At 70.9% G+C, this 23,863-nt stretch carries 25 protein-coding genes and 1 rRNA gene; 9 read left to right on the forward strand and 17 right to left on the reverse strand.

Annotation, left to right across the window (positions count from 1 at the left end; genetic code table 11):
• Window positions 1–178: 178 nt before the first annotated feature.
• Together A7B18_RS18890 and A7B18_RS18895 are read right to left on the reverse strand one after the other, a co-directional pair.
• The gene (locus tag A7B18_RS18890) at window positions 179–1,339 is read right to left on the reverse strand and encodes an acyl-CoA dehydrogenase family protein (RefSeq protein WP_102128243.1); all 1,161 of its coding nucleotides are present in this window, start codon (window positions 1,337–1,339) and stop codon (window positions 179–181) included.
• An 85-nt stretch (window positions 1,340–1,424) separates the two neighbouring features.
• Window positions 1,425–2,195 carry a TatD family hydrolase gene (locus tag A7B18_RS18895; RefSeq protein WP_102128244.1) on the reverse strand — a complete coding sequence of 257 codons (771 nt, stop codon included), beginning with the start codon at window positions 2,193–2,195 and terminating at the stop codon, window positions 1,425–1,427.
• Between the two features lie 152 nt (window positions 2,196–2,347).
• Here A7B18_RS18895 and A7B18_RS18900 point away from each other — a divergent pair, with 152 nt between their 5' ends.
• The 3 genes from A7B18_RS18900 to A7B18_RS18910 are packed head-to-tail and all read left to right on the forward strand — an operon-like array spanning window position 2,348 to window position 4,958.
• Complete coding sequence (locus A7B18_RS18900) at window positions 2,348–2,965, forward strand: hypothetical protein (protein ID WP_102128245.1); 618 nt, start codon at window positions 2,348–2,350, stop codon at window positions 2,963–2,965.
• 44 nt (window positions 2,966–3,009) lie between these two features.
• Complete coding sequence (locus A7B18_RS18905) at window positions 3,010–3,897, forward strand: LptA/OstA family protein (RefSeq protein ID WP_102128246.1); 888 nt, start codon at window positions 3,010–3,012, stop codon at window positions 3,895–3,897.
• Between the two features lie 11 nt (window positions 3,898–3,908).
• Window positions 3,909–4,958 carry an LptA/OstA family protein gene (locus A7B18_RS18910; protein ID WP_102128247.1) on the forward strand — a complete coding sequence of 350 codons (1,050 nt, stop codon included), beginning with the start codon at window positions 3,909–3,911 and terminating at the stop codon, window positions 4,956–4,958.
• Between the two features lie 36 nt (window positions 4,959–4,994).
• On the opposite strand, the gene A7B18_RS18915 is transcribed toward A7B18_RS18910, so the two are convergent.
• From A7B18_RS18915 to A7B18_RS18925, 3 genes are all read right to left on the reverse strand, one after another.
• Window positions 4,995–6,206: an MFS transporter gene (locus A7B18_RS18915; protein WP_102128248.1), complete on the reverse strand. Its 1,212-nt coding sequence runs from the start codon at window positions 6,204–6,206 to the stop codon at window positions 4,995–4,997.
• A gap of 78 nt (window positions 6,207–6,284) precedes the next feature.
• On the reverse strand, window positions 6,285–7,196 hold the full coding sequence (locus tag A7B18_RS18920) for an L-lactate dehydrogenase (protein WP_102128249.1): 912 nt from the start codon (window positions 7,194–7,196) through the stop codon (window positions 6,285–6,287).
• Entirely contained in the window at window positions 7,193–7,714 is a 522-nt protein-coding gene (locus A7B18_RS18925; protein WP_102128250.1) for a universal stress protein, read from the reverse strand. Before A7B18_RS18925 ends, A7B18_RS18920 begins: the two co-directional genes overlap by 4 nt.
• 79 nt (window positions 7,715–7,793) lie before the next feature.
• Here A7B18_RS18925 and A7B18_RS18930 point away from each other — a divergent pair, with 79 nt between their 5' ends.
• Window positions 7,794–9,251 (forward strand): MBL fold metallo-hydrolase, encoded by a 1,458-nt coding sequence (locus A7B18_RS18930; protein WP_102128251.1) that lies wholly within the window; start codon window positions 7,794–7,796, stop codon window positions 9,249–9,251.
• A gap of 486 nt (window positions 9,252–9,737) precedes the next feature.
• On the opposite strand, the gene A7B18_RS18935 is transcribed toward A7B18_RS18930, so the two are convergent.
• Window positions 9,738–10,313: a 3'-5' exonuclease gene (locus tag A7B18_RS18935; RefSeq protein WP_102128252.1), complete on the reverse strand. Its 576-nt coding sequence runs from the start codon at window positions 10,311–10,313 to the stop codon at window positions 9,738–9,740.
• Window positions 10,314–10,384: 71 nt separating this feature from the next.
• On the opposite strand from A7B18_RS18935, the gene A7B18_RS18940 reads away from it, so the two are divergent.
• Entirely contained in the window at window positions 10,385–10,882 is a 498-nt protein-coding gene (locus tag A7B18_RS18940) for a thioredoxin-like domain-containing protein (protein WP_102128253.1), read from the forward strand.
• Window positions 10,883–10,930: 48 nt separating this feature from the next.
• Here the strand turns inward: A7B18_RS18940 and A7B18_RS18945 are convergent, their stop codons facing one another.
• From A7B18_RS18945 to A7B18_RS18955, 3 genes are all read right to left on the reverse strand, one after another.
• Window positions 10,931–11,794, reverse strand: coding sequence for a sulfurtransferase (locus A7B18_RS18945; RefSeq protein ID WP_102128254.1), 864 nt, complete (start codon window positions 11,792–11,794; stop codon window positions 10,931–10,933).
• Between the two features lie 183 nt (window positions 11,795–11,977).
• Entirely contained in the window at window positions 11,978–13,684 is a 1,707-nt protein-coding gene (gene rny / locus A7B18_RS18950; RefSeq protein ID WP_102128255.1) for a ribonuclease Y, read from the reverse strand.
• A gap of 181 nt (window positions 13,685–13,865) precedes the next feature.
• Complete coding sequence (locus tag A7B18_RS18955; RefSeq protein WP_102128256.1) at window positions 13,866–14,573, reverse strand: helix-turn-helix domain-containing protein; 708 nt, start codon at window positions 14,571–14,573, stop codon at window positions 13,866–13,868.
• Window positions 14,574–14,618: 45 nt separating this feature from the next.
• Between A7B18_RS18955 and A7B18_RS18960 the strand changes: the two genes are divergently transcribed.
• Window positions 14,619–15,914, forward strand: coding sequence for an amidohydrolase family protein (locus A7B18_RS18960; protein WP_102128257.1), 1,296 nt, complete (start codon window positions 14,619–14,621; stop codon window positions 15,912–15,914).
• Here A7B18_RS18960 and A7B18_RS18965 read toward each other — a convergent pair.
• From A7B18_RS18965 to rpsF, 6 genes are all read right to left on the reverse strand, one after another.
• Complete coding sequence (locus A7B18_RS18965) at window positions 15,911–16,660, reverse strand: dienelactone hydrolase family protein (RefSeq protein WP_102128258.1); 750 nt, start codon at window positions 16,658–16,660, stop codon at window positions 15,911–15,913. The genes A7B18_RS18960 and A7B18_RS18965 overlap by 4 nt on opposite strands.
• Before the next feature lie 57 nt (window positions 16,661–16,717).
• The gene (locus tag A7B18_RS18970) at window positions 16,718–17,326 is read right to left on the reverse strand and encodes a histidine phosphatase family protein (RefSeq protein ID WP_102128259.1); all 609 of its coding nucleotides are present in this window, start codon (window positions 17,324–17,326) and stop codon (window positions 16,718–16,720) included.
• A 94-nt stretch (window positions 17,327–17,420) separates the two neighbouring features.
• Window positions 17,421–17,861, reverse strand: a complete 441-nt coding sequence (rplI, locus tag A7B18_RS18975; protein ID WP_102128260.1) for a 50S ribosomal protein L9 — start codon at window positions 17,859–17,861, stop codon at window positions 17,421–17,423.
• A gap of 13 nt (window positions 17,862–17,874) precedes the next feature.
• Entirely contained in the window at window positions 17,875–18,150 is a 276-nt protein-coding gene (rpsR, locus tag A7B18_RS18980) for a 30S ribosomal protein S18 (RefSeq protein WP_102128261.1), read from the reverse strand.
• Between the two features lie 35 nt (window positions 18,151–18,185).
• Entirely contained in the window at window positions 18,186–19,094 is a 909-nt protein-coding gene (locus A7B18_RS18985) for a single-stranded DNA-binding protein (RefSeq protein WP_102128262.1), read from the reverse strand.
• Window positions 19,095–19,227: 133 nt separating this feature from the next.
• Window positions 19,228–19,536 (reverse strand): 30S ribosomal protein S6, encoded by a 309-nt coding sequence (gene rpsF, locus A7B18_RS18990; protein WP_102128263.1) that lies wholly within the window; start codon window positions 19,534–19,536, stop codon window positions 19,228–19,230.
• Window positions 19,537–19,690: 154 nt separating this feature from the next.
• Between rpsF and A7B18_RS18995 the strand changes: the two genes are divergently transcribed.
• On the forward strand, window positions 19,691–20,194 hold the full coding sequence (locus A7B18_RS18995) for a DinB family protein (RefSeq protein ID WP_102128264.1): 504 nt from the start codon (window positions 19,691–19,693) through the stop codon (window positions 20,192–20,194).
• The gene (locus A7B18_RS19000; RefSeq protein WP_102128265.1) at window positions 20,191–21,129 is read left to right on the forward strand and encodes a GNAT family N-acetyltransferase; all 939 of its coding nucleotides are present in this window, start codon (window positions 20,191–20,193) and stop codon (window positions 21,127–21,129) included. The genes A7B18_RS18995 and A7B18_RS19000 overlap by 4 nt, the downstream gene beginning before the upstream one ends.
• Before the next feature lie 18 nt (window positions 21,130–21,147).
• Here A7B18_RS19000 and A7B18_RS19005 read toward each other — a convergent pair whose 3' ends face one another.
• Together A7B18_RS19005 and prfB are read right to left on the reverse strand one after the other, a co-directional pair.
• A complete protein-coding gene (locus tag A7B18_RS19005) occupies window positions 21,148–22,101 on the reverse strand; it encodes a serine/threonine-protein kinase (RefSeq protein ID WP_102128266.1) in 954 nt (317 codons plus the stop codon).
• Between the two features lie 164 nt (window positions 22,102–22,265).
• A protein-coding gene (gene prfB / locus A7B18_RS19010; protein WP_102128267.1) for a peptide chain release factor 2 occupies window positions 22,266–23,361 on the reverse strand; the annotation gives its coding sequence in 2 pieces (ribosomal slippage) (window positions 22,266–23,315 and window positions 23,317–23,361; 1,095 coding nt in all).
• Window positions 23,362–23,769: 408 nt separating this feature from the next.
• Here prfB and A7B18_RS19015 point away from each other — a divergent pair.
• Window positions 23,770–23,863 (forward strand): 16S ribosomal RNA (locus tag A7B18_RS19015); the annotation flags it as partial.

Here is a 23,863-nt window from a genome sequence, read left to right on the forward strand (position 1 = left end):
TCGGGACAGCGAGGAGCGCATCTGCCAAAATACGAGCGCGCTCCCCGCGAAGCTTGAGGTTCCACACACCCTCTTTCTCGCCCCTGGGAGCGCTTTTTCGCTACCTATTCAGGTGCAAGTTCTGAGTAAGGGACATCAGAGCCGTATGGATTGAGAAAGACGTGCGGCTTTCCCTCCCTCACTCCAAAGCTCCCACCCCCGTCAGGTGCCGCCCCACAATCAGCGTGTGGATGTCGTGGGTGCCCTCGTAGGTGTCCACCGTCTCCAGGTTGAGCATGTGGCGGATCACCGGGTACTCGGTCGTGATCCCGTTTCCCCCCAACATCTCGCGGGCGAGACGGGCGCCTTGCAGGGCCACCCGCACGTTGTTGCGCTTCGCCACCGAGACCTGGGCGAAGTTCATCCGGCCCGCGTCCTTGAGCTGCCCCAGCCGCCACGCGAGGAGCAGCCCCGTCGTGTGGTCCGTCGCCATCCGCACGAGCTTGTCCTGCACGAGCTGACGGCCCGCGATGGGTTTGCCGAAGGTGGTGCGGCTGCCCGTGTAGTCGAGCGCCGTCTGGAGCACCGCCTCCAGCGCCCCCATCGCCCCCCACGCGATCCCGAAGCGGGCGGAGGTCAGGCAGGAGAGGGGGGATTTGAGCCCGCTGGACCCCGGCAGCAGGTTCTCGGCGGGAATACGGCAATCCTCCAGCACGATCTCCCCGGTGACCGAGGCGCGCAGGCTCATCTTGCGGTGGAGGGCGGGGGCCTGAAAGCCCGGCGTGTCCGTCGGCACGATGAAGCCGCGCACCACGCCGTCGTCGTCCTTGGCCCATACGACGGCGAGGTCGGCGACCGGCGAGTTGGTGATCCACATCTTGTTGCCGCTGAGGACGTACTCGTTGCCGTCCCGGCGGGCGCGGGTCCGCATCGCGCCGGGGTCGGAGCCGCCGTCGGGCTCGGTGAGGCCGAAGCAGCCGATCAGTTCGCCGGAAGCGAGGCCGGGAAGGTATTTACGCCGCTGCTCCTCCGAGCCGTAGGTGTAGATGGGGTACATGACGAGGCTGCCCTGCACGCTCGCCGCGCTGCGCAGGCCGCTGTCCACCCTTTCGAGCTCGTACATCATCGCCCCGTAGGCGCTGTAGGACACGCCCGCCCCGCCGTACTCCTCGGGCGTCGTGGGACCCAGCAGCCCCATCTCCCCGAACTGGCGCATCACGTCCCGCGCGGGCAGCTCGGCGCGGTCCCACCACTCGCCGATGTGGGGCATCAGCTCGGCGTCGCAAAAGGCGCGCACGCTCTCGCGGATGAGTCTCTCGTCGGTGGGGAAGAGGTCCTGGACGGCGAATTCGTCGATCATGGGGGGCTCCGGTGGGTGGTGGGTGGGAAGTGGTCAGTGGGGCGGCCCCTTCCCGGAGGTGTGCTTGACGGTGGTTGAACCGAGTCTACGGTGTCGGCGTGGGGAGGTTGTACACGCGGCGGGCGTTGTCGTCCGTGACCTGCTCCAGTTCCCCGGCGCCGAGGCCGCGCAGCCCGGCGATAAAGTCGAGGGTATGGCGCACGTAGCCGGGCCGGTTGGGCTTGCCGCGCTTGGGCACGGGCGCCAGGAAGGGCGCGTCCGTCTCCACGAGCAGGCGCTTCAGGGGGACAACGCGGGCGGCCTCCTGGATCTCCCGCGCATTCTTGTACGTCGTGTTTCCCGCGAAGCCGAAGTACGCGCCGCGCTCCAGCCCGAACTCCAGCAGCCCCGGGTGCCCGCTGAAGCAGTGGAGGATGACGGGTTGATCCGGCCAGGCCGCGAGCACGTCGATCACGCCGCGCTGCGCCCGGTCCTCCCCGGCCTTGTCGCGCACGTGGATGACCAGGGGCTTGCCCACCCGCCGCGCGAGGTCGAGCTGCCACTCCAAGGCCTCGACTTGCGCCGCCCGCCGCGTGTCGTCCCAGTAGTCGTCCAGCCCGCTCTCCCCGATGCCGACGACGCGGGGGTGAAGGGCGAGCCGCTCGATCTCGGCGCGGGTTTCCGGGCCGTCCTCCTCCGTGCTGGTGGGGTGCAGGCCCACGGTGGCCCACACGTCCCCGAAGCGCTCGGCGAGGGCCACCGCGTTGCGGGCGTGCTCACGGCTGGCGCCGATGCACACCATCCCGGTCAGGCCGAGTTCGCCCCGCGCGGAGGCCGGGTCGCCCATGAAATCGAGGTGACAGTGGGTGTCGATCATGGGGGAGAGGGTAGAGGGTCCGTGGCGCGCGGAGTGTGGACCGCGGGGGAGAACGCGGGTCGGGCGGGTCCCCCCAGCCTCCCCCCGCCGCTCCTCACACCTGTCAGCCCGTGCCCATCTCTCTCACCGCCCCCCCGCGCTAGATTGCCCGCGTGTTGAAAGCGGGGCTTTACGGACTCGTCGCGCTCGCGGTGTTCGCGCTCGTGTTCGCGTTCCTGCCGTCGGGAGGCGCAGACGGGGCGCAGACGGGGGCGCGGCTTCAGGGCGTGGCCCTGGCCCTCTACCCGGCGCGCGACGCGGACGCCGTGTGGAGGTTCCGGGCCGCCGAGGTCGGCAGCGATCCCCTGAAGGGAGAGACGCACCTCGCGGGGCTCTCGGACGGCGGGCGCTGGCTGCGCGAGCGCGGCCCGGACGGCAAACCGACGGGCCAGTTCGTGCTCGACGCGACGCTCGCCGCGCCTGACCTCACCATCGATTCGCAGGACAACATGCTGACCCGTCAGGCCAGGATCACCCTCGTGCAGCAGTGTGCGACCATCGACCTCAGCGGCACTCAGGCGCAGCCCGTGCGGGTCGAGCAGGGCTCGGGGTTCAGCGCGCCGGTGGCGCGGGTGGACTCGCCCTCGCTGACGGGCCGCGTGACCCGGCTGCGCATGAGCTTCGACTTTCAGGTCGAGGACAGCGGCGAGGACTCCGCCCTCGGCTGGGACCCGGGCGCCACCGAAACCTGCGAGAACGGGAAGCGCGTGCCGCTGAGCACGCCTTCTTGACCCGGAACGTCTTGAACTGCAACCGTCCAGACAGGAGAACGCCCTTGAACAAACTGACCCTCACCCTCGCCCTGGCCGCCACGACCGTGCTCGCCCAGAGTGCCGCTCCCGAAAGCCGCATCATCAATATCCAGGGGGCGCCGCGCGGCGACCTGCGCAACGGGCCGCTGGCCTTCACGGGCAGCCCGGTCAAGGCCACCGTGAGCACCCTCCAGATTCAGGCTTCCCAGGCGACCCTCGCCGCGCCCGCCGGAACGCCGCTGATCCAGGCGAAGGGGAAGCGGACCTCGAACTTCACGGGCAACGTGGTCGTCACGCGCGGGCGCCTCACGGCCAAGGGCGGGCAGCTCGCCTACAGCGAGGCGACCGGACAGGGCGTGATGGGCGGCGGCCCGAGCGCGACCTTCCTGCCCGCCGACCGGACGCAGGGCGACCCCGTGAACATCTCCGCCGGACAGATGAGCCTCGACGTGGACAGCAACGTCTCCACGAGCACCGGGAACGTCCAATTGAAAAGCGGCACCCAGACCGGCAAGGCCGACAGGCTCATCTTCGACGAGGACCGCGAACTCGCCCAGCTCACGGGCACGCCCAGCCTCACCCGCGCCGCGAAGGGCAACCAAAAGGAACTCGTGATGACCGGGCAGGAGGTCCGGGCCCTCACGAACACCAAGACGCTCTACGTGCGCGGCGGCGTGCGGCTCGTGCAGGGCACCCTGACCACGACCGGGGACGCCGTGTACTACGACGACAAGAAAAACGTCGCCTACGTGGTCGGCAACGCGGTGAGCACCGACAGCAAGACGAAGGCGACCGTGCGCGCTCCCGCGAGCGGCGCCCTGGAGCAGCGCACCGACCTCGCCCGCGTGCGCGCCCTGAACACGGCGTACAAGATTCCCACGGCGCAGTTCCAGCTCCGCGGCGAGAAGTAGGGGCGGCGGGCGTGCGGCGGCTCCTGACCCTGACCCTGGCCCTCACCCTGGGGGCCGGGCTCCCCGCGTGGGTGCTCGCGCAGGGAACGGCGACCCCGCCCGCCACGGCACCGACCACCCCGGGCAGTCCTCCCGCCGACGCTCCCCCACCCGCCGCCGAGACCGAGAACGCCAGCCTCGAACTCGTGCGCAGGGGAGACGACGGCGAGGAGCGGCGCATCCGCATCGTTCGCACGGGGAGCAGCGACGAAACGGGCGTGTTCACGATTTGCAGCCCGCAGGACGACGAACCGGGGGACGCGCCCAGCCTCGCCGTCTTCAGCGAGACGGGGCCGGGCGGCGTGCGCATCACCATCGACAAGAACGTGATCCGCGTGCCCCTGGCCCTCGTCACCCAGCGGCAGGGGGAGGACGGCGAGGGCGGCGACGGTCGCGTGGAGGCGAGCGCCGGGACCGCCCGCTTCCTCGACGAGCCGCCCCCCGGCAAGACCGACCGCCTGAGCCGCTGCGCCGTCGAGGCCACGCCCAGACCCGCGCCCGACACCGTGCTCGTCACCCAGGGCCGAACCGAACTCAAGGGCCAGAAGCTCGTGTACGACGAGACCGACGGCATCGCCCGCATCGACGGCCCGATTGCCTTCACCCGCCCCTCCGACGACGGCCCCCTGACGGGCCAGAGCGAGCGCATCGAGGTGGACGTGGACGAGGAGCAGACCACCCTCGTCGGCAACGTGGTCCTGAACAGCAAGGGCGGGCGCGTGAGCAAGGCCGCCCGCGTGGAGTACGACGACGCGGCGAACACCGCCCGATTGATCGGCACGCCCGAGCAGCCCGCCGAAAGCGTGCAGGGCCGCGACGTGCTGCGCGCCCAGGAACTCCTGTACGACCTCGACCGCAACGAGGTGGTGGCCCGCGCGGGGCCGGGCAGCACGATCACGGGCGAGTTCCAGGACGGCGAGGAGGAGCCGGGAACGCCGGGCACCACGTCCCCGCCCCCGACCAGTCCGGGCACGCCGCCGGGAACGCCCCCTCCCACGACCCCGACTCCCCCCGCGCCCTGAGCCGGGGGGCCTCTTTCGAGCGCCCGGCCCCCGTGGTCAGTCGGCGGGCTGGGCGCCGTGGAGCGTGCGCCGCGTGACGACCGCCCCCTCCAGCCGCAGGTACAGGAGCGCGGCGAGGAAGGCCAGCCCGGCGACCACGCTCCACAGCGCGGCGTTCCCGAAGCGGACGAGCAGGAAGCCGCCGAGCAGCGGGGCCAGCAGGGCGCCCAGCCCGCTCATGCTGCCCACCATCCCGATGTACGTTCCGCGCACTTCCGGGCGGCCCAGCTCCGCGACGATGCTCTTGCCGATGGAGTAGCTGACGATCTCCCCAAGTGTCCACACGGCCACCGCCAGCACATGGGCGGCGAAGGTGTGGGCGAAAGCGTGTCCCAGAAAGCCCAGCCCCAGCAGGGCCGCCCCCACCGCCTGCCAGCGGGGGTGGTTGCCCTTCGAGATGGCGTGCCCCAGCGGCAGCCCCAGACCCACGACGAGGAGGCCGTTGACCGAGAGCGCCTGCCCGTACTGCGCCGCCGTGAAACCCTGCTCGGCGAACACGAGCGCGAGCAACTTGTAGCTCTGGTACGTCAGCGCGAACAGCAGCGAGGCCAGGCAAAAGGACCACAGCAGCCGGTCGCGCGGCAACCAGGCCGTCCTGGGCGCGTCGGTCCCCTTTCGGGAGCCCCCGACCCGCGCCCCGAGGACCGCGAGCAGGGCGGCGTAGGCGGCCATCGTCGCCGCGTCGAGGAAAAACAGCAGCCGGAAGGAAATGCCCGAGAGCCAGCCGCCGAGCGCGGGCGCGACCGAGACCCCGACGTTGATCGCCCAGTACAGCAGGTTGTACGCGCGGGTGCGCTGGGCCCCCGTGGTGAGGGCGGCGACGGCGCTGCTCGCGGCGGGCTTGTACATGCCCGTCAGCAGCGAGAAGGCCAGCACGCCGAGCATCACCGCCCCGAAGCTCGACGCGAAGGCCAGCGCGACGAGCGTGGCGGCCCCGCCGCCGAGCGCCAGCACCATGACCGAGTTGGAGCCCAGCCGGTCGCTGAGGCGGCCCCCGAACGCCTCCGCCACGAAGCGGCCCACGCCCAGCACGCTCAGGACCACGCTGACCTGCGCTACTCCCAGGCCCCGCTCGGCGGCGAGGTAGAAGCCCAGCAGCGGCACCACGAACTCGCCGAGGCGGTTGATCAGCGTGCCGACCCACAGCACCCAGAAGCCCCGGGGGTAGGCCTGATACACGCCGCGAAAAGCCGCCAGAGGAGCAGGCATCGGTCCCAGTGTACGGGGGTGACGCCTGCTCCTGCCGGGCCTGCCCCGGGGAGGCCTGTTCCGGGAAGGATGGGGCCCTCAGCCCAGCCGCGCCCCCGTCTCGCGCAGCACCCCCGCGCTCGCCTCCAGCGCCCCCTGCTCCTCCGGCGGGAGGGGCGGGATCAGGGTGTCTTCCACACCCCGCGCGCCCACGATGCGCGGCACGCTCAGGCTCACGCCGAAGGGCTCGGTGGGGGCACTCACCGTCAGGATGGAGCGGCGGTCTCCCAGGATCGCTTCGGCGATGCGGGCCAGGGCCGCCCCGATGCCGTAGTAGGTCGCGCGCTTGCCCTCGATGATCTCGGCGGCGGCGTCGCGGGTGCCCGCGTCGATCGCGGCCCGCACCTCCCCCGTCCACTCCAGCCCGCGCGCCCGCATGAAGTCCTCCACGGGCAGGCCCGCCACCGTGGCCGTGCTCCAGGCCAGCACCTCGCTGTCGCCGTGCTCGCCGAGGACGTAGCCGTGGACGTGGGTGGGGTCCACCCCGGCGTGCTGCGCGATCAGGTGCCGGAAGCGCGCCGAGTCGAGCACCGTCCCCGAGCCCAGCACCGCGTGCCCCGGCGCGAGGCGGGTGGCGAGGTCGGTGAGCGCGTCTACCGGGTTGGTGGCGATCAGGAGGACAGCCTCCGGCGCGTGTCCCGCGACCTGCGGGACGACCTCCCGGAAGATCGCGGCGTTCTTGTCCAGGAGGTCGAGGCGGCTCTCCCCCGGCTGCTGGTTCGCCCCGGCGGCGATCACGACGACCCGGCAGTCCGCGAGGGCCGCGTACCCGCCGCTCGTGACCCGGGTGCCGTGGCTGACGGGCGCGGCGTGAGCGATGTCCTGCGCCTCGGCCTGGGCGCGTTTCTCGTCCTTGTCCACCAGAACGAGGTCGCTGCACGAGCCCCGCAGCGTGAGGGCGTAGGCGGCGGTCGCCCCGACGAGCCCCGCGCCCACCACGCCGACTTTCACGCGCGGCCTCCCGGCAACCGCACGGTGAGCACCGGCACCGGGCTGCGCGCCACGACCTTTTGCGCCGTGCTGCCCACGAAAAATTGCTCAATGGCCCCGCGCGTGTGGGTGCCCACCACGATCAGGTCGGCCCCCCACTCCCGCGCGGCCTCCAGCAGCCCGGTCACCGGGTCGCCCACGAGCTGCGCGGTGTCCTCACCTTCCCGCAGCATCCGCGCGAGGCGCCCCGCGTCGGTGTCCTCCAGCGTGTGCAATAGGCCGGGGTCGGGCAGCGCCGGGGTCAGGCCGCCCCCCAGGTCGGGCGTCGCCGTGACCCGCGCGTCGGTCACGTGCGCCAGCCGGAACTGCGCTCCCGGAAAGCGCGTCCGCGCCACCCCTAACGCGTGCTCCGAGGCCCGCGAGAAGTCGATCCCGACCAGGATGCGGCCAAAGGAGGCGGAGGTGCCCGGCGCCGCCTGCTCCTCTCTCCCCGTGGCCTCCGGTCCCGTCCCTGCCGTGAAAATCAGGCGTTCTGTCATGCCCCGACCGTACACCCTCCCCGCCCCCTCCGCCCGTTTCTGAAGACCGGGTGAAGGTGGGCCGCCCCTAGACTGCCCCATGCACCTTCGGAGTCTGGGGGCGGCCCTGACCGTCACGGGGAGCGCGCACCTGCTGCACATGGGCGGCGGGCGGGTGCTGATCGACTGCGGGCTCTTCCAGGGCGAGGGGGCGCTCGAAGCCCGCAACCGCGAGGACTTCGGCTTCGACCCGCGCGACCTCGACGCGGTGATCCTGACCCACGCGCATCTCGACCATGTGGGGCGCCTGCCCCTGCTCGTGCGCCGGGGCTACCGGGGACCCGTGTACTGCACCCCGCCGACGGCGGTGCTCGCCGAGACGGTCCTGCTCGACTCCGCCCGTCTCCAGGTCGAGGCCTCCCGCCAGGAGGTGCGCCGCGCCCGCCGGGAGGGGGGAGAGCCGGGAGGAGAAGAGCCCCTCTACGACGAGGACGACGTTCACCGTGCCCTCGCCCTCCTGCGCCCCACCCTGCACTTCGGGCAGAGCGTCCAGGTCGGGCCGCTGAGGGTCACGCCGCAGCGGGCCGGGCACATCCTGGGAAGCGCGTACCTGCTGATCGAGGCGGGAGGCGAGCGCTTGATCATGACGGGCGACCTCGGTCACCGGGGGGGCGGGCTGCAACCCGACTTCACGCCGCCGCCCCCCGCCGACGCGGTGGTGATCGAGACCACCTACGCGGGGCACCTCCACCGCCCCCGGCCCGCCACCCTCGCCGAGTTCGCGGGGGCGCTGCGCCAGAGCGTCCGCGCGGGCGGCAAGATCCTGATTCCCAGCTTCGCCATCGAGCGCGCCCAGGTCATCCTCTACACCCTGCGCGGGCTGATGGATTCCGGCGAGGTGCCCCGCGTCCCGGTCTTCCTCGACTCGCCGATGGCGGCGCGCGCCACCGAGGCCTACTTCCGGTTCGCGGACGAGCTGATCCCGCCCCTGCGGGGGGCCGTGGCCCGGGGCGAGGACCCCTTCCGCCCCTCGACCCTGCACGTGGTCCTCACCGGGGAGGAGTCCAGGCGCCTGAACCGCTACGACGGCCCCGCGATCATCCTGGCGGGCAACGGCATGATGACGGGGGGCCGCATTGGGCACCACCTCCGCCACCACCTGTGGAAGCCCGGCACCAGCCTCGTCGTCGTGAGCTACCAGCCCCCCGGCACCCTGGGGGGCCAGCTCGTGTCGGGCGCGGCCACCGTCCCTCTCCTCGGTGAGGACATCCCCGTGCGCGCCCGCATCCACACCCTCGGCGGCTTCAGCGCCCACGCCGACCAGACCGACCTCCTCGCCTTCCTGGGCACCACCGGCACCCCCCGCGTCTGGCTCGTCCACGGCGAGGAGCGCGTCATGCAGGCTTTCGTGCCCGTCCTCGCCGGGCGCGGCCTGACGGGCAACCTGATGCCGGACGGGGAGGAGGTGGACCTGCTCTCCACCACCTTTCCGGGTGGCCGTCCCCTGAGCGTGACCCCGGGCGGGGAAGAGGTGCGGGAAGGTGTGGGGGGAGAGTAGACAGGTGGGGGGAAAGGAGGTTGGCGGCAGTCACATACCCCCCCTCCCAGCCTCCCCCACGAGGGGGGAGGAGCAAAAGATGGGGCGGTGAGCGGGGAAAGGGTGTTGGCGTTGGTCATACGCCCCCTCTGCTGCGCAGCTTTGCTAGTCACCCCGGCCCTCTGCTTCGCAGCTCTCCGAGTCACTCGCAAGGGGAGGGGAGAAAAGAAGCTGAAACCTGTGCGCTTTCCAAAACATCAATCTGGACGCCCCTAAGTAGTCGTGATTGAACGCTCCTGGCCCACCACCCCGCCTTGCTCGCGCAGCGAGACGGTGGGCCCGCGACTGGGAGGCGACAAGATCAAACATTGTGTTCAGAAGAAAACGTCCAGCCGCGCCGCCCGTGTGCCCTTGCCCAGCGCGGCGACAAGCTCCCCCTGCCCCCTCTGGGGGTAGGGGGCTGGGGGGTGGGGGCAAACCGAATCAAGTCACCCTGCCCCCACACCCTCACCGCGCCGTCAACCGCAACAACGCCGCGTACACCCGGGCCGTCACCACCGCATCCTCCAGCGCGTCATGCGCCCGGTACTCGAACCCGAAGTGCCCGGCAAGCTGGTCAAGCGGCGTCCCCACCTTCCTCGGCAGCAACCCCGCGTGAATCAGAAACTGCGCGCTGAGCTTCGTGTCCACCCGCCCCCGCCGGAACACGCCCCCCAGGTCCGGCAGCAGCGTCCGCAAGAAGCCGGTGTCGAAGTGCAGGTTGTGCCCGCCCAGCATGACCCTTCCGACCTCCCCGGCGTAGCGCCTCACCGCCTGCGCGACCTCCCCCGGCGGCTGCGCGGCGGCGTGGTGGGCCTCCAGGTCGATGCCGTTCACCGACATCGCCTCTTCCTCCACGTCGTACCGCTCGTGGCGCACGCGCAGGTGCAGGGGCCGGGTGACCTCTCCCTGCGGGGTCAGCGTGACCAGCCCGACCGTGAGCAGGGGATGGCGCAGGGGATCGCGCCCGCCCGTCTCAGTGTCCACGAAGATGATCGGCTGGGTCAGGGCCGCGAGGGCCGGGGGGGAGGCAGGCTCGGTCATGCCCCAGCCTTCCACGCCAATCGTGTTCTGGAGGGCGTGCTTTTCACGTTCTCGCCCTAAGCTGGGGCCTGATGAAACGGACGTTCCTTCTCGCCCTGCTGCCCCTGACCCTCGCCGCCTGCGGTGGGGGGAACATCGAGGGCCTCAAGACCTTCGAGTACCAGGGCGGCGACCACCGCCCCGGGTCGCTCGTCTACACCGAAAATCCCCCGGCGGGCGGCGCCCACAACGCAATCTGGCAAAACTGCGGGGTGTACACCCAGCCCCTCTACAACGAGTACGCCGTCCACAGCCTCGAACACGGCGCCGTGTGGATCACCTACCGCCCCGACCTCGGCGCCGAGGGGGTCGCGGCCCTCAAGACGTTGGTGGACGGTCGCCCCTACACCCTCCTGAGTCCCTACGAGGGCCTCCCCGCCCCGGTCGTGGCGAGCGCCTGGAACGCCCAGCTTCAGGTGCAGAACCCCACCGACGAGCGGCTGAAGGCCTTTCTCGACAAGTACGAGCAGGGACCGACCGCTCCCGAGCGCGGCGCGGCGTGTTCGGGAGGGTACGGCAACACGCGCTGAGGGCTGGAAGAGAACGGCGGGTGCGAGAAAGGCTGCCCCGCCGCTTCGCTATGCCTCCTCTCCCGTCGCCACCTCTCGTCCGTCGTCGCTGATCCAGTCGCTCCACGACCCGGCGTACAGACGGTTCTGAGGCCCCAGGGGCACCCCGGCAAGTTCGCGGGCGAGCAGGTTCGGTGTGGCGCTGACCCCGCTGCCGCAGTAGGTGATGGTGGGGGCGTCCCCGGCGTTCAGCCGCCCGGCCTGGGCCTCCCCGCCCCGCCACCGCCCCTCCTCGCCCAGCGCCCCGGACCAGTCGCGGTTGACTGCCCCCGGGATGTGCCCGGCCTTGCGGTCGAGAGGTTCCACGTCCCCCCGGTAACGGGCCGGGGCGCGCGAGTCGATCAGGAGGGTGTCTGCCCCCCGGTTCTCCACGTCCTCGGCGCGGGCGACCATCTCCCACCGCACGTCCGGCGCAAAGGTCGAGGGATGAGGCGTCGGCTCGTCCGTGGTCGGCGCCCCGCCCGCCGCCAGGAACGCGGGCCACCCGCCGTCGAGCACATAGACCTGACGGTGGCCCAGCCAGCGCAGCAGCCACCATGCCCGCGCCGCGTAGAAGCCCTGCCCGGTGCTCGGGTCGTCGTAGGCCACCACCACGCTGTCGTTGCCGATCCCGACATTGCCCAGCCAAGCCGCCAGCACCCCAGGGTCGGGAAGGGGATGCCGTCCACCCGAGCCGTCCGGCTGCCCGGGCCCGCTCAGGTCCGTCTCCAGGTCGGCGTACACGGCTCCAGGAACGTGTCCCTCAAGGTAGGCGATGCGCCCGACGAGGGGGTCGGTCAGGGCGTAGCGGCAGTCGAGGACCCGGAGCCGTGGATCGTCCGAATGGTCGAGCAGCCAGGCGGCGGACTTGAGCGGAGACTCGGGGGCCGTCATGCCCGCAGGCTACACCGCGGGAGAGGGCAATAAAAAAGCCGCCTTCCGGGCGGTGATGACAAGAAAATAGCGTCCTATGCACCCGGCGTCAAGTTATGCGCGTGGGTTGGGGGGCTCCCCGAAGGAAAAAGGAAAAGGGCGGCCCGCCTCCCCGCGTGACCGCCCCCATTCCCGCTGCCTCCCCTACCGGGCGACCTCCACCGCGCGGCTCTCGCGGACGACCGTGACCTGCACCTGGCCGGGGTACTCCATGTCCTGCTCGACCCGCCCGGCGATCTCGCGGGCAAGCAGGGTGGCCTGGGCGTCGCTGACTTTCTCGGGCTGGACGATCACGCGCACCTCGCGCCCGGCCTGGATGGCGTAGGCCTGCTGCACGCCCGGGAAGGCGACCGCGATCTGCTCCAGTTGCTCCAGCCGCCGCACGTAGGCTTCGAGTTCCTCCCGCCGCGCGCCGGGTCGGGCCGCGCTGATCGCGTCGGCGGCGGCGACGAGCACGCTGTAGAGGCTTTCGCCGTTCTCCGGGTCGTGGTGATGCGCGACGGCGTCGATGACCTCGGCGGGCTCGCCGAATCTCCGGGCGAGGTTGATTCCGATCTCGACGTGGGTGCCCTCGATCTCGCGGTCGATGCTCTTGCCCACGTCGTGCATCAGCCCCGCCCGGCGCGCGAGGGCGGCGTCGAGCCCCAGCTCATCCGCCATGATCCCGGTCAGGTGCGCGACCTGCACCGAGTGCTTGAGGACGTTCTGGCCGTAGCTCGTGCGGAAGTACATCCGCCCGAGAAGCTGCACCAGCCCCGGCTTGAGGCCGACGACGCCCGCCTCGATGGCCGCCTCCTCGCCCTGGGCGTGGATGAAGGTCTTCATCTCGTCTTGCGCCTTGTGCACCATCTCCTCGATGCGGGTGGGGTGGATGCGCCCGTCGGCGACGAGGGCGTCGAGGACGTGCCGGGCGACCTCGCGCCGGATCGGGTTGAAGCTGCTCAGAATGACGGCCTCGGGCGTGTCGTCGATGATCAGGTCCACGCCGGTCAGGGCCTCGAAGGCGCGGATGTTGCGGCCCTCGCGCCCGATCAGGCGGCCCTTCATGGCGTCGTTGGGGATGGGCACGACGGAGACGCTGAGCTGCGCGCTCGTCTCGGAGGCGCTGCGCTGAATGGCCTGGGCGATCACCTCGCGCGCGGTGCGTTTCGCGTCGGCGGTGGCGCGCTCAGTCATCGCCTTCACGCGGATGGCCTTTTCTTCCTCCAGCTCGGCCTCGAGACGCCCGAGAATCTGCTCGCGGGCGGCCTCCGGGGAGAGCCTCGCCACCTCGTAGAGCCGCAGCTCGACCTGCCGCTCGCGCTCGGCGAGGCCAGCCTCCTGGTCGGAGAGGGCCCTCAGCTTGCCCTCCAGACGCTCTTCGAGGGCGTCGAGCTTGTCGCCGCGGGCGTCGAGCTGCTCGGCGCGGCGGTTGAGGCGTTCGATCTCGCGTTTGAGTTCGTCGCGCTCGCGGCGGGTCTCCTGGCGGTCGGCCATGAGCGACTCGCGCTCACGCGCGGTGTCCTGCTTGGCCTGGGCGCGTTCGTCTTCGAACCCGCGGCGCAGGGCGGCGATCTGCTCGCGTTGGGCTTCGAGCCCGAGGGCGATCTGGCGTTCGCGTTCGTCGGCTTCCTGAAGACGGCGGATGGCGTCTTGGCGGGCCTGCTCGGCCTGGCGCCGGACTCCTTCGGCCTGCTCGCGCAGGCCCCGGGCTTCAGAGTCGGCCTGGGCCTGGATGCGCTCGGCCTCGGCCTGGGCCTCGCGCTGGAGGTGGTCGTCCACCTCCAAGCGCCGCCGGCGCCCACGCGCCTGCCCGGCCAAGAGCCCCGCCAGTCCGACCAGGAGCGCCAGAATGACAGACGTCAAGGTCATGGTGGCCTCGTCTCCTTTCGGTGAGAGAGGGGCGCCTCCACAAACCTCGCGGAGCGCGCCCGGTGAAGTGTTGAGAGATGAATGGAAAAGGTGTGTTGTGACGGCGCCGGGCCCTTTTCCCCGGGCACCTGAGCGCAGTCTAGCTCCAAGCACCCCGGGGGGCGCTCAGGGCGACGGCCCCCTAGCGCGAGACCAGCAGCCCGCCCCTCTCCTCACGGGTGATCCCCACCCACCCCAGCCGCAGGAGGTGGGGCCGTCCGCTGCCCGCCCGCTCGTGGGCCAGCGTGCGGGGCCGCAGCCGCATCAGCAGCCGGATGAGTTCGAGCTGCACCTCCCGCGCCTCCTCGTCCGTGAGGGTGACCACCGTCTCGGCGTGCAGGAAGAGGCCCTTCGGACCCTGGTAACGCACCCCCGCCTCCACGAGGTCCGCGCCCTCGTAGCTCATGTCCACCTCCACATGCCCCTCCGGCGCGAGGTAGAGCCGCACCCCCCACTCGCGCCCGCCGCCCTGCTCACGGTGCGCCCGACCAAACTCGCGCGCCTGGGCCACGCGGTAGAGCGCCTCGTAACGCGCGGCCACACCTCCTCCCAGCTCGGTCAGCTCCGCCGCCCCCGTCGCCGAGAAGGGCACGAAGAACGCCGGGGCCACGGCGCGGTAGACCTTGACCGGACGCCCGGCGCGTTTGACCTCCCGCACGACCTCCAGCAACCCCGCCGCGCACAGGGCCCGCACGTCCCGGTGAACAGTCCGGAGGTCGAGCCCCGTCGTCCGTGCCGCCCCCGCCACCGTGCCCTCCCCCGCGAGGAAGGCTCCCAGCACCCGCCGCACCCTCCCGTGGGTCAAGAGCCTGACGGCGGCTGGGTGGGTGACGTTCAGGACGCTACTCACACCCTCAGCTTACGCCGCGAGTAGACGGTGCGGCACGCTGAACCCATGACCGACGCTCCCCCGCTGGCCCTGACCGGACGCCTCTTCGACGGCGAGACCCTCTGGCCGCACGCGACCGTGCTGATGCGGGAGGGACGGGTGCTCGGCGTGGGCGCGGGCCTGCCTCTTCCCGACCGGGCACGGGTGCTCGACACCGGACCGGGGGGCACGATCCTCCCCGGGCTGGTCGATCTGCACGTGCACGCCCGGCCCCACTACGCGCGCTGGTTCCCGGAGGCGGGTGTGACCAGCGTGCGCGACGCGGGGAGCAATCTGGAGGTGCTGGCCGAGCTGCGGGCGCTGGCGGCGTCGTCGGAAGGGCCGCGTGTCTCCGGGGCGGGCACGATTCTGGACGGCCCGGAGAGCATCTTCCGGCACTTCGGCGAGGGGGTGCTGGGGGAGGTGGGGGACCGGCGGGCGGGCGCCTGGATCGTCCGGGACGCGCGCGAGGCGGAGGGGGCGGTGGACGCCCTCGCGGCGGCGGGCGTGGACACCGTGAAGCTGTACGAGCAGCTTTCCCCGGAGGCCTACGGCGCGGCGGTGGGGCGGGCGCGGGAACACGGCCTGCCGGTCATGACGGACCTGGGCACCCGCTGGACCCGGGGGCTGAGCGCGGCCCGGGTGGACGCCCTGGAGGCCCTCGGCCTGGGTGTCCGGACCGTGGAGCACGCCAGCGGCTTCGCGCTCGCCTTCCGGCGGCTGGGTTTCGACCCGCAGACGCAGTTCCCGGACGAGGCCACCCTCGACCGATTTGCGCGGGCCGTGGTGGAGGCAGGCGCGGTGCTGGTGCCCACCCTGAGCGTCCACGAGGGGCTGCGGCAGGTGCGGCGGGCCGACCTGGGGGCGCTGCCGAACGGGGGCCGGACCGGAGAGGCCGCCGACAGCCTGCGGGCCATGTGGGACGGTCTTCACACCGCGACGGCGAAGAGTCGCCCCGCCGCCGACTGGGACGCCCGGCTGGCCGCCGCGCTGGCCCGCCGCGTGCTCGACCTTGGGGGACGGGTGGGCGCGGGAACCGACACTCCGGCGGGCGTGGACAACCTGCCCGGCGGGGGCCTGCACGCCGAACTCGCCCACCTGGTCACCCTGGCAGGCTTCAGCCCGACCGAGGCCCTGCGCGCGGCGACGGGGACGGCAGGCCGTCTTCTGGCCGGACGTGAAGGGCCCACGGTGGGCGTCTTGCGTCCCGGCGCCCACGCCGACGCGCTGATCGTCGAGGGCGACCCCACCCGCGACGTCACCGCCACGCGCCGCCTGCGGGCCGTCGTCCGCGCAGGCAGGGTGTGGGGCGAGTGCCCCTAACGCAGGTGTTCCCGGAAGTAATTCAGCATGTCCCGCCGGGCGTCCCGGCTGGCGAAGGTGTCCGCGACCTTACTCTCACGCAGCAGGAAGCCGTGCGGCTCGCCCTGGTACACGCTGAGCTTGAAGTTCTTATTCGCCTCGTCGAGCCGCCGGGCATAGGTGTAGATGCCCGCGATGGGGCTGGGCTGGTCGCGCGTCCCGTGGATGATCAGCATGGGCGCCGTCAGTTGCCCGATGAGGGCGGTGGGCGCCTGGGGCTTGGCCGCCGTGCCGCCCTGGTCGGGAAAGCCGTACCACGCCACGCCCGCCTTGAACTCCCTGATCTGCGGGAGCAGCAGCATGGTGTAGCGCCCACCCGCACAGAAGCCGGTCAGCCCCACGGCGCCCGGGTTCACATCCTGCCGCGCGCCCAGGTACTTGATGCCGTCCTGCACGAGGGTTTTTACCGCCGCGTCGCTCGGTTCCTGCTCGAAGGTCTGCCAGCCCAGGGCGAGCGTCACGAAGCCCGCCGCCGCCATCTCGTCCACGAGGTCGCGGTACCCCTGCTCCAGCCCCCGGAAGGAGTGCAGCAAGATCACGGCGGGCTTGCGTGTGGCGGAAGCGGGTGCGGCCAGATAGCTCTGGTACGCCCGCCCCCCGCTCGTCACGCTCACGTCCTGCCCCCGCACGGCGGCGTTGCCTCCCGCCTGCCCCAGCGCGAGGGACGAGAGGGCCAGCACCGAGAGCGTCAGCGTGTGCTTGAGCATGTTGGAGACCTCCGCGCCTACCGTACCCCGCCGGGAAGCCGGGGGCGGTGAGAGACCTCAGCGCCCCTGTCCCAACGCCGCCTCCCACTCCTCCCGCGTCACCCGGGCGAGCACCCGGAACGAGCCGTCCGGGGCGGGCCTCAGGACCGCCGCCTCCCCCTCGCCCAGCATCCAGCCCGTCGTCAGGCGCAGGTTCTGCTCGTGCGTGACGATGACCGTGTTCGTGCCCGCGCGGGGCGGTGTCCTCAGCAAGGCACGCAGATTTCCGGTCACCCCCTGCCGGTCCGCCTCCGTTCCGCTGCGAAAGTACGGGTTGTTGAGGGCTGGCGTGGGGGTCACCCGCCCGGCGAGCAGCGCGGCGCTCTCGCGGTTGCGGCAATACTCGCCGCTGAGCACGGTACCGATGGGGATGCGAAGCGCCCGGAGCAGCCGACCGACCTCGCGGGCATGCGCGCGCCCCGCCTCGCTGAGGTTGCGCTGGGTGGCGCAGTCCCGGAGGTCCACCGTCGCCGCGTCTGTCCCCTGCGTGTCGAAATGGCGGAAGTAGAGAACCCATCCCCCAGCCCGCAGCCCGGCGAGAAGGGCGGGGCTGAGCGTCTCCGGGACCGTCTGCGCGAACGCGGCAGGGGAGAGCAACAGGGACAGGGCGGCGAGCAGGCGGCGCATGGTTCAGGGTAGGAGACGGGTCTGCCCGGGACTGTGCCGACGCGCAGCCAAAAGAAAAAGCCCCAGCCGAAGCCGGGGCCTGTGGTCACTGCGTTTACTTCTGCCCGTGCACGACGAGCTTGAGCGGAATCGTGACTTCGGGGTGGGCGCGGTAGGAGATGTCGTACTCGCCGACTTCCTTGACGGTCTTCGGCATCTCGATCCGGCGGCGGTCCACGTCGAAGCCGAGGCGGTCGAGGGCCCCCGCCACGTCGGCGTGGGTCACGGCGCCGTAGATCTTGCCCTCGCCCGCGCGGACGCTGAGTTCCACGGCGACGCCGTTGAGACGGCTGGCGAGGTCCTCGGCCTGGGCCTTGTCCTTCGCCTGCTGCTTCTGGCGGGCGCGGACCTGGGCCTCCAGGGTCCTCATGTTCGCCGCGTTGGCAGGGGACGCCATCCCGCGGGGAATCAGGAAGTTGCGGGCGTAGCCGGGCTTAACGGTCACCACGTCGCCGGTCTTGCCCAGGCGACCGGGTTCGAGAAGGATCACTTGCATATCAGGGTCCTCCTTACTTCCGGACCAGCTTCTCGGTGTAGGGCAGCAGCGCGAGCTGGCGGGCGATCTTGATCGTCTGCGAGATGCGGCGCTGGTGCTTGGCCGAGAGGCCGGTGCGGCGGCGGGGGAGGATCTTGCCGGTGTCGGAAACGAACCGGCGAAGCATCTTCACGTCCTTGTAATCGGTGATCTCCAGTTCCCCAATCGAGAACGGGTCGACCTTGGGCTTGCGGGGGCGCTTGGGCCCCTTGGGACGGGGCTTGCGCTCCGTGTTGCTGCTCTGCGTCATGTGGGTTCCTCAATGCCTGCCACGCTCTGAGGGGCTCAGAAGGGCAGGTCTTCTTCTTCCGGCGGGAAATCGTCGAGACCTTGGTCAATATCCAAGCCCCCCGAACGGGTCCCCGTGTTCGCCGCCCGGCTCGGCTGCGCGCGACTTGAAGACGCGGCGGCAGGCTGGGGGCGCGCCGAGCTGCTCGCGGTCTGGGTGCGAGGTGCGGCGGGGGTGGCTGCGGGACTGCCGGTCATGCCCGCGCCTCGGGACAGGGCTTCGACTCGCGTCGCCTCTACTTTGGTGCTGTTGCGCTTGTTGCCGTCGCGGTCGGTCCACGCCTCGTTCACGAGCCTTCCCTGAATCAGGACGGGATCGCCCTTCTTCAGGTCCTTCATGCTCTCGGCGAGGTCGCGCCACAGCGTCACGTCGATCCAGTGCGTCTTTTCCTGCTTCTGCCCCTGTCGGTCATTCCAGCTCTCGTTCACGGCCAGGCCGAGCCCGAGCACGGCGTCTCCGGCGGGGGTGTAGCGCAGTTCGGGGTCGCGGGTCACGTTCCCGATGACCATCACTTCGTTCATCCCGCTCGCCATCCGCACGCCGCCGCCCGCGTCCTGCACGAGTTCGGGCGCGCTGCCGAGCTGCTCGATTCGCAGGGCCTTCACCTTGACGGCGCTGCGTTTGCCGCCCTCCGGGGCGTCCCAGGAGGAGTAGTCGAGCGAGCCCTCCACCATCAGGGCGTCGCCGCCCTTGAGGCCCTTCTCGGCCTGCCACTCGGCGGGCTTGCCGAGGATGGAGACGCGGTGGTACCAGGGCAGCTTGCGTTCGCGCCCGTCACTGCCGATCACGTGGTCTTCCCCGGCAACGGTCGCCTCGAAGACGGCCACGCCGCTGGGCGTGTAGCGGAGTTCGGGATCGCGGGCAAGTGCGCCGATCAGGTAAACGTGGTTCATGCCTCGGGCCATAACAGGGTCTCCTTTGGAGCTGGCGAGATAACTTGAGCTTCTACGTGGCTGGCGGTTGGCCCTTGCGGGTTGACCTTAAGATACCAAACCCGGTTTTTTACGTCAACAGCGTAACGGGGGAGGGAGGGGGCCCTCAGGCCTTCTTGGTGCGCTGCTCGGGGCGGTCGCGGACCACCAGGATGCGGCGCACGTTGTCGCGCAGGCGCAGGCTGGTGGCGATGTCGCGCTCGGGGTTGCCGCCCGCGCGGATCGTGTACATCAGGTAATAGCCCTCGCGGTCCTTGCCCACGGCGTACGCGAGACGGCGGTTGCCCACGTCGTCGAGGTTCGTGATCTCCGCGCCCGCGTTCTTCACCGCCGTTTCGATGTACTCGCGCTCCGTCTGGAGCTGTTCGGCGCTGAGGTTGGGGTTCAGGATCAAGTTCAGGTCGTACTGGTTCATGGTTCACCTCGCTTCCTGCCGCGCTCGGCGCAGTGCTCGCCACATGGGCGGGCCTCGCCGGGCGGCGCAACTGGCAACTCTACCAGAGTGCGGGGGGAGTTGCCAGAGCCACCCGGCCCATGCCGCTGTTCCCCTCGCGCCGGTACGCTGGGGCATGAGCGAAGACGCGCAGAACTGGGCCGAGGGCATCCTCGACATCCTGAAAGAGGCGGTGGAGGGCGGAACGCCCGGCCAGGGCACCGCCTTCCTCGACGGAACGAAGGCCGACGGGAGCGGGAATCACGGGCTGCTCGCCACCCTGGACGCCCTCAGTGCCGAGCAGGCCAGCCGGGACGTTCACGGCTCGACGATGGCCGGACATGCCCGCCACACCGCCTTCCACATGGAGGTCATCGTGCGCTGGGAGCGCGACGGCGACCGGGGGCCGTTCGACTGGAAGGGGAGCTTTCACCCCGGGCAGGTGGGCGAGGAGGAGTGGGCGGCGCTGCGGGATCGTGTCCGTACGGCCTACGACGAACTGATTGCCTTCGCCCGCACCCAGGCTGCAAGGGAAGCGGATGGGGACGCGACCGGCGGGCTGACGGGCGCTGTCGCCCACGTCACCTATCACCTCGGCAGCATCCGGCAGATGACGAAGGCGGTGGGAGGCGGGACGTGACTCTCGCCGTGCGCCCCTTCACCGACGAGGACGCGCCTGCCTGGGTGGCCCTGTCGAACCTCGCGCTGGGCCACAGGGTGACCGTCGAGGATTTTCGGGCCCAGGAGACGAGGCGTGACCCGTCACAGCTCAGCCGCCGTTGGGTGATCGAGGTCGGCGGAGAGGTACGCGCTTTGGCCCACCTCCATGTCTTCCCCTTCGACCCGCCGGGCTTCCTCCATGCCCGCGTCCTCGTTCACCCGGAGGCGCGGGGGCAGGGCGTGGGGCGCGCGTTGTGGGTGCTCTTGGAGAAGGCCGCGCAAGAGGCCAACGCCGAAGGTCTGGTCGCCGACGTGGACGACCGTGACCCGGAGAGTCTGGCCTGGGCCGAGCGGCGGGGCTTTCGCAACCACGCCCACCGCTTCGCCTCCGAACTCAACCTGACGAGCTTTGACGAGGCGCCGCACCTTCCCGCCCTCGCCCGGGTGGAGGAGCAGGGCGTGACCTTCACCGACCTCGTGGGGGCGGACGAGAGGGCGGTGGAGCGCTACCTGAGCTTCGTGGCCGACCGCCTCACCGAGACGCCCGACCTCGCCGGGCACCCGCGCTGGCCCTCGAAGCAGGTGCGCGAGGTGCTCCGCCTCGACCACGGCGGGCGCCCCGCCTGGCTCATCCTGGCCGTGTCGCCCGGGGGCGAGTGGCTGGGCACGACGGCGATGATTCCAATTCGGCGGGAGTTTGTCTACAACGAACTCACCGCCACGCATCCGCAGGCGCGCGGGCGGGGGCTGGCGCTGCCCCTCAAGCTGCACGCCATCCGCCGGGCGCGGGAGGCGGGCTTCTCGCTGATGAGGACGAACAATCACAGCACGAACGCGCCCATGCTCCGGGTGAACGCGCGGCTCGGTTTCGGGGCGCGGCCCGGGCGATATGAGCTGCACCGTCCATTCCGGTAGGAGACAGTTTGGTCTTGCCTACCTGCGGCGCCGGAACGGATTCCAGCGGCCTGCGTCTGCCCCGTCCACCTGTTCGGTTGCGGTGGTGACGGCCACCGGAGCGTGCCTTCCCACCTGCCTTGCCGGGAGGGGCGCCGTGACGCTGGTGACCGAGGCTCCCTCACCCACCGCTTCCTCCCCGAGGGCCGCGAGGAGGGCCCGGCGGAGCGCGTCCGCGGTCGGGCGGTCCGCCGGGCGTTTGGCGAGCGCGAGTTCGCCGAGGCGGGCGACCACGGGCGGCAACTCGGGGCGCAGGGACAGGAGCGGCGGCGCGAAGCGGGTGAGGTGCGCGGCCATCAGCTCCTCGTAGGTCTCGCCCGCGAAAGGTCGCCGTCCGCCGAGCAGTTCGTAGGCGAGGACGCCGAAGCTGTAGATGTCGCTCGATGCGCCGCCGCTCTCGCCCCGGTACACCTCCGGCGCCATGTAGTAGGGGCTGCCGCTCGGCCTGCCCCCCTGCGCGGTGAAGTACGCGCTTCCCAGGTCACCGAGGGCGGCCCGCCCCCCCTCGAAGTACACGTTTTGCCGCTTCACGTCCTGGTGGACGGCGCCCAGCCCATGCAGGTACGTGAGGGCCGAGGCGACGTCCGCGAGCACCCGCAGCGCCACGTCGAGGGGGAGGGGGCGCGGGGCGAGCCGCCTGAGCACGTCGCACAGCGAGCCTTCCGGGTAGTAGCGCACCGTCAGAAAGGCGTGCGGCCCGAAAGGCGTGCCCGCGAAGCCCCGCACGACGTGGGGGTGCCGGACCTGGAGGGTCAGCCGGACCTCGTTGCCGAAGCGCTCGGCGGCTTCCCGGACATTCAGGGTACGCTCGTGCGGCACCTTGAGGGCCACCTCCCGCCCCCCGTCGTCCCGCGCGAGATACACGAGCGAGGTGTCCCCGCGTCCCAGGGGGCGCAGGAGGGTGTAGCCGGGAAGGGGAAGGTCGGAGGTCATTGGGGAGGGCCTTCTCAGCAGTCTAGGAACGGGTTGTCACGTAAATCTGTCGGGAGTGCGTCCGTGCGCCCCTCCGGGGTTCGCGTCGCCTCGAAAGGGCGAGGGAGAGCCGTCTGCCCCCGGCTCCCTCCCCATAAGTTGACCCACCCTCGCGGACGGGCCGCCTACTCGTCGTCTCCGCCTTCTTCCACGGCGCGCTTTCCGGCCAGCCACTCCAGACCCGCCCACATCAGGTCGTCGAGGTCGCCGTCGAGCACCTCGTCGGGGTTGTGCTTCATGACGCCCGTGCGGTGGTCCTTGACGTACTGCTTGTCGAGGACGTACGAGCGAATCTGCGAGCCCCACTCGATCTTCTTCTGCTCGCCGCGCGCCTTGGCTTCCTCTTCCTCGCGCCTTCGCATCTCGATGTCGTAGAGGCGCTGCTTGAGGATCTGGAGGGCGATCTCGTGGTTCTTGATCTGGCTTCGGGTCTGCTGCGACGCCACGGCGATGCCGGTCGGCAGGTGGGTCAGGCGCACCGCCGAGTCAGTGGTGTTCACGCCCTGCCCGCCCGCGCCCTGCGAGCGGAACACGTCCCGGCGCAGGTCGGAGTCGGGGATATGAATGTTGATCTCTTCTTCGGGGACCTCCGGCACCACGTCCACCGAGGCGAACGAGGTATGGCGGCGGTTGTTCGCGTCGAAGGGCGAGACCCGGACCAGACGGTGGACCCCGTGTTCTGGCGCCATCATGCCGAAGGCCTTTTCGCCCCGGATGATGAACTCGGCGCCCAGCACTCCCGCCTGCTCGCCGTCCTGCTGATCGACGAGTTCGACCTTGTAGCCGTGCCGCTCGGCCCAGCGCATGTACATCCGCGTGAGCATCCCCGCCCAGTCCTGCGACTCGGTGCCGCCCGCGCCGCTCTTCACCCGCACGATGGCCGGGGTCTCGGCGTGCTTCATCGTGAAAAGCGTCTCGCGGTAGAGGTCGTCCACCCGCGTCTGGATGCTCTGCTGCTCTTCGGCGAGCAGCTCGCGTTCCTCGTCGCTGGCGATCTCCAGCATCTCGGCCAGCCCGTCGGCGTCCGACTGAAGGCCCCGGTAGCCGTCCACCACCCGGCGCAACGTTCCGGCCTCCTGCGTGACCTGCCTCGCGCGGCCCGTGTTGTTCCACAGGGCGGGGTCGCTGAGTTCCCGGTCGAGTTCGTTCAGCCTGCGCGTCTTGCCGGGAATGTCAAAGGTACTCCCGGAGCGACGCCAGTTTTTCCAAGAGTTCCTGCATGGGGCGTGCCTCCCTTCCGCGCGTCTCCCGTTGATCGGGGCGCGGGCTTGTTGCCGTTCCGGAGTATAGGTGAGCCGACCCGCGGGCGGGAGCGCGCTCTTCTCGAAGAGGCCGGGACAGACGCCTCGAACGCCGGGCACCCTGGCCGAAGACGGCCTGAACGCATCCCCCCGCCCCTCAACAGGGAGTTGACAACTGCTAGGGGAGCGGGTATCTTTTCTGAGCCTCAAGCGAGGCGGGACGCATGACAGGTGAAGAGAAGCGAGAGCAGGGCCACCCGACAGGGTGGTACGAGCGGACATCCCCCCGGGTGTCTCCAGACTCGTGAGGAGCCTCCGGGCTCCACAAGCCAAGCGCAAGCTTGGATCAAGCATGTCAACAGTGCCCGCGAGGGCAGTGCTGAACGACTCAATGGAGAGTTTGATCCTGGCTCAGGGTGAACGCTGGCGGCGTGCTTAAGACATGCAAGTCGAACGCAGGGTCTTCGGGCTCTGAGTGGCGC

The sequence above is a fragment of the Deinococcus planocerae genome (assembly GCF_002869765.1).
Taxonomy (GTDB): domain Bacteria; phylum Deinococcota; class Deinococci; order Deinococcales; family Deinococcaceae; genus Deinococcus; species Deinococcus planocerae.